Raw genomic sequence first — 3,788 nt, forward strand, 5'->3', positions numbered from 1 at the left:
CCGCCCTTCGTCGTCCCCCGGTGTGCTCGGCGCTCAGACGACGCCGGTCGTGCCGAGGAGCGTGCCGATCAGCCAGGTCGCGGCGAGAGCGAGCGCTCCACCGATGACCAGTCGGATAGATGCCCTCAGGGGCGGGGACCCGCCGATCCGCGCCGATAGTGAACCGGTGATCGCGAGGGCGATCAGGACGGCGACGAAGGTGATCGGAACACGCCACTCGGGCGGCGGCAGCAGGATGGCGAGTAGCGGGAGCAGAGCTCCGAGCGTGAAGGCGACCGCCGAAGAGAGCGCCGCGTGCCACGGATTGACGAGATCGTCCTGGTCGATGCCCAGCTCGACCTCCAGGTGGGCGGAGAGCGCATCGTGTGCGGTGAGCTCCTCGGCGACCTGACGTGCGGTCTCCTCGGAGAGGCCCCGGTCGCGATAGAGCTCGGTGAGTTCGGCCAGCTCGGCGGCCGGCATGGTGCGCAGCTCCTCACTCTCCTTCGCGATCAGCGCGCGTTCACTGTCGCGCTGGCTGCTCACCGAGACGTACTCTCCGAGCGCCATCGAGATCGCCCCGCCGACCAGTCCGGCGATCCCCGCGGTGAGCAGGGCTGCGTTGTCGGTCGTCGCGCCCGCCACGCCCACGACCAGTGAGGCGACCGAGACGATGCCGTCGTTCGCGCCGAGCACTCCCGCGCGCAACCAGTTCAGTCGTTGACCGAGACCTGCGCCGTGAGGTTCACCTTCGTGGGCTGCCATGCAGCCAGTGAAGCAGATGGACATCGCGCTCGATAGGGGCGGAAAGCACCCACGACGGGTTATGGAAAACCCGAAGTGGAGTGTCCGGCTGACTCGGTGTCATGCGTGTCTGCCCCGCCGTACCTTGGAACCATGACCACTCAGACTGCGACCCCGGCTCCCGCCACGGCGGTGAAGCCGCCGTTGCGCATCTTCCTCACGATCCTGCACCTCGCAGGCGTCGGCGCGCTCGGCGGCGCCATCTTCGGCATGCTCGGCGGACTCCTCGGCACCGGCCTCGGTCTGCTCTTCGCCGCCGGCATCGGCCTCGTGCTCCTCGTCGGGCTCGTGTACGCCCTGTACGGACTCGGGTGGTTCGAGGTCGCCCGTGTCGGTGCCCTCTACCGCACCCCGATCACCCCGTTGCGACTGCAGCAGCGCGACCGCCCCGGGTTCGTCGGCTGGCTGCGCTCCCTCGGGCGCCAGGCGATCGACCCCCGCATGTGGCGAGCGGTCGCGAACTTCGCCATCTCGGCCGTGCTCGGCTTCATCGTGCTGCGGCTCGCCTGGAGCCTGGTGTGGTCGATCATCATCTCCTTCGCCCCGCTCACTGCGGCGGACGCGGTCATGGGACCGTTCGGCGGCAGAGGCATCCCCGTCGCCTGGGCACCGCTGGTCGGTATCCTCGGCATCGCGGCCTCCGTGGTCGGGATGATCGGCTTGGCGCTGCTGCACCGCACGCTGTCACTGGCGATCGTCGTCCGCAGCAAGGAGACGGAGCTCACCGAACGCGTCCGCACCTCGACCGCCCAGCGGGAAGGAGCGGTCCGCGCCGCCGATCTGGAGCGCACGCGCATCGAGCGCGACCTGCACGACGGCGTCCAGCCGCGGCTCGTCTCCGTCGGCATGACGCTCGGGCTCGCTCAGCAGAAGATCGACAGCGACCCTGACACTGCCAAGGAACTCATCAACGAAGCACACACATCGACCAAGGCGGCCATCACGGAGCTGCGGCAGCTCGCCCGCGGCATCCACGCGTCCGTGCTCGACGACCGCGGCCTCGACGCCGCGCTGTCGGCCCTCGCCAGCCGATCGCACATCCCCGTGCACCTCGATGTGCGCATGGACGGACGATGCAGTCGCGAGGCCGAGGCCGCCGTGTACTTCTCGATCGCGGAATCACTGACCAACGCCGCGAAGCATTCTCGGGCCAGTGAGGCCCGAGTCATCGTACGACTCCGCGAGGGGAACACGCTCTGGGCGCGGGTCGAGGACAACGGTATCGGCGGCGCGCAGGTGCAGCCGGGTGGCGGCCTCGACGGCATCGCGAACCGCATCCTCGCCGCGGGCGGAACCTTCCGCCTCGACAGTCCGCAGGGCGGACCGACCAGCCTGGAGGTGAACGTACCGTGCGCATCCTGATCTGCGAGGACTCCGTCCTCCTCCGCGAAGGACTGGTCCGTCTGCTCGAGGACGCCGGCCACGAGGTTGTCGCCGCTCTCCCCGACATCGAGGGCCTCGACGAGGCCGTCGCCACCACGGCACCCGACCTGTGCATCCTGGACGTCCGGCTTCCCCCGACGTTCACCGACGAGGGGATCCGCGCGGCGCTCGGACTCCGGTCGACGCATCCGTCGCTCGCCATCCTCGTGCTCTCGCAGTACGTCGAGGAGCGCTACGCCTCCGACCTGATCGCGGCGCAGGGGGGTCCGCTCGGATACCTGCTCAAGGATCGCGTCGCCGACGTCTCGGAGTTCCTCGCCTCGGTGCAGCGCATCTCCGAGGGAGCGACGGTGCTCGACCCCGAAGTGGTGGCGCAGCTGCTCACGCGGCGCAACCGTGACGACAGGATGATGCGTCTCACGGAACGGGAGCGCACCGTGCTCGCGCTGATCGCGGAGGGGAAGTCGAACCAGGCGATCGCCGGTCTCCTCTTCCTCTCCGAGGCGAGTGTCGAGAAGCACATCACCGCCATCTTCCAGAAGCTGGGCTTCGAGCAGGATGAGTCGGGCAACCGCCGCGTGCTCGCCGCCCTCGCCCACATCGAGAACACCGGTGGCCCGACGCCGCCGACCGGCCAGACAGGAGTGGCACGATGACCACCGACAACAACGGCGCCCCGGGCGAGCACACCCCGCTCACCCCGCCGCCCGCTTCTCCCCCGCCCGCCGCCGCGAACCAGATGCCCGCGCCTCCGGCGTCCGCACCGCCGGCGGCTCCGACGACGCCCCCGCCCGGTGCTTCGGGCGGTCGCTCCTCGGGAACGACGGCGGTCATGGTCATCACGGCCGTGGTCGGCGGCATCGCCCTGCTCGGTGCCGGAGGAACGGCGGCTGCGGCTGCGGCCGGGAACATCGTGTCCTCGAGCCGTCCGGACTCGGTGCAGACCGTGGGCGTGGACGGCATCGAGGGGATCGACGTCGATGCGGATGCGAGCACCATGCGCGTCGAGTTCGGCGATGTCGATGAGGCACAGCTCTCGATCACCAACGGCCGCGGCACCGCGTGGACCTTCGACCGCGACGGTGACGAACTGATCGTCCGGAGCCCCGACGGGGTGTTCGGCTGGTGGTTCGGCAACTGGTTCGGTGATGAGGAGATCGCCGTCCTCACGCTGCCGGAGAGCCTGCGCGGCGATGCGCTGGATGCCGATCTCAATCTGGACGCGGGCAGCCTGGACGTCGTGGGTGACTTCGGAGTGCTCGACGTGCGCGTCAACGCCGGTGCCCTCGACGTGGAAGGGTCGGCCAGAGAGCTCGACGCGGAGATGAACGCCGGTCGCGCCGACATCCTCCTCGACGGCGTCACCCGCGCCGACCTCGGCGTCTCTGCGGGCGATCTGACGGTCGAGCTGACCGGCACGGCACCCTCGGAGACGACGATCGAGGTCAATGCCGGAACGCTCGATCTGACCGTGCCGGACGTCGAGTACGCGATCACCCAGGACGTCAGTGCCGGCACGTTGAACGCCAAGGTCGACGAGGGCTCCAGCGCGCGAAGGACCATCGACGTGTCGCTGTCCGCGGGCACCGCGACGATCCGTCCCGGCCGCTGAACACCGTCGA

General features: G+C 69.6%; 4 protein-coding genes. 3 read left to right on the plus strand and 1 reads right to left on the minus strand.

Features of this window, described 5'->3' with window-relative positions:
* Positions 1–33: 33 nt before the first annotated feature.
* Positions 34–744: a VIT1/CCC1 transporter family protein gene (locus ACNPM4_RS01835; RefSeq protein ID WP_036304393.1), complete on the minus strand. Its 711-nt coding sequence runs from the start codon at positions 742–744 to the stop codon at positions 34–36.
* A 132-nt stretch (positions 745–876) separates the two neighbouring features.
* Here ACNPM4_RS01835 and ACNPM4_RS01840 point away from each other — a divergent pair, with 132 nt between their 5' ends.
* Genes ACNPM4_RS01840 through ACNPM4_RS01850 form a run of 3 tightly spaced genes read left to right on the plus strand, consistent with a single transcriptional unit; the run spans position 877 to position 3,778 of the window.
* A complete protein-coding gene (locus tag ACNPM4_RS01840) occupies positions 877–2,145 on the plus strand; it encodes a sensor histidine kinase (protein WP_448984496.1) in 1,269 nt (422 codons plus the stop codon).
* Positions 2,133–2,822, plus strand: a complete 690-nt coding sequence (locus tag ACNPM4_RS01845; protein WP_029264198.1) for a LuxR C-terminal-related transcriptional regulator — start codon at positions 2,133–2,135, stop codon at positions 2,820–2,822. Before ACNPM4_RS01840 ends, ACNPM4_RS01845 begins: the two co-directional genes overlap by 13 nt.
* Entirely contained in the window at positions 2,819–3,778 is a 960-nt protein-coding gene (locus ACNPM4_RS01850) for a hypothetical protein (protein WP_448984497.1), read from the plus strand. The genes ACNPM4_RS01845 and ACNPM4_RS01850 overlap by 4 nt, the downstream gene beginning before the upstream one ends.
* The last annotated feature ends 10 nt before the right edge of the window (positions 3,779–3,788 follow it).

Source organism: Microbacterium umsixpiens, from assembly GCF_053543675.1.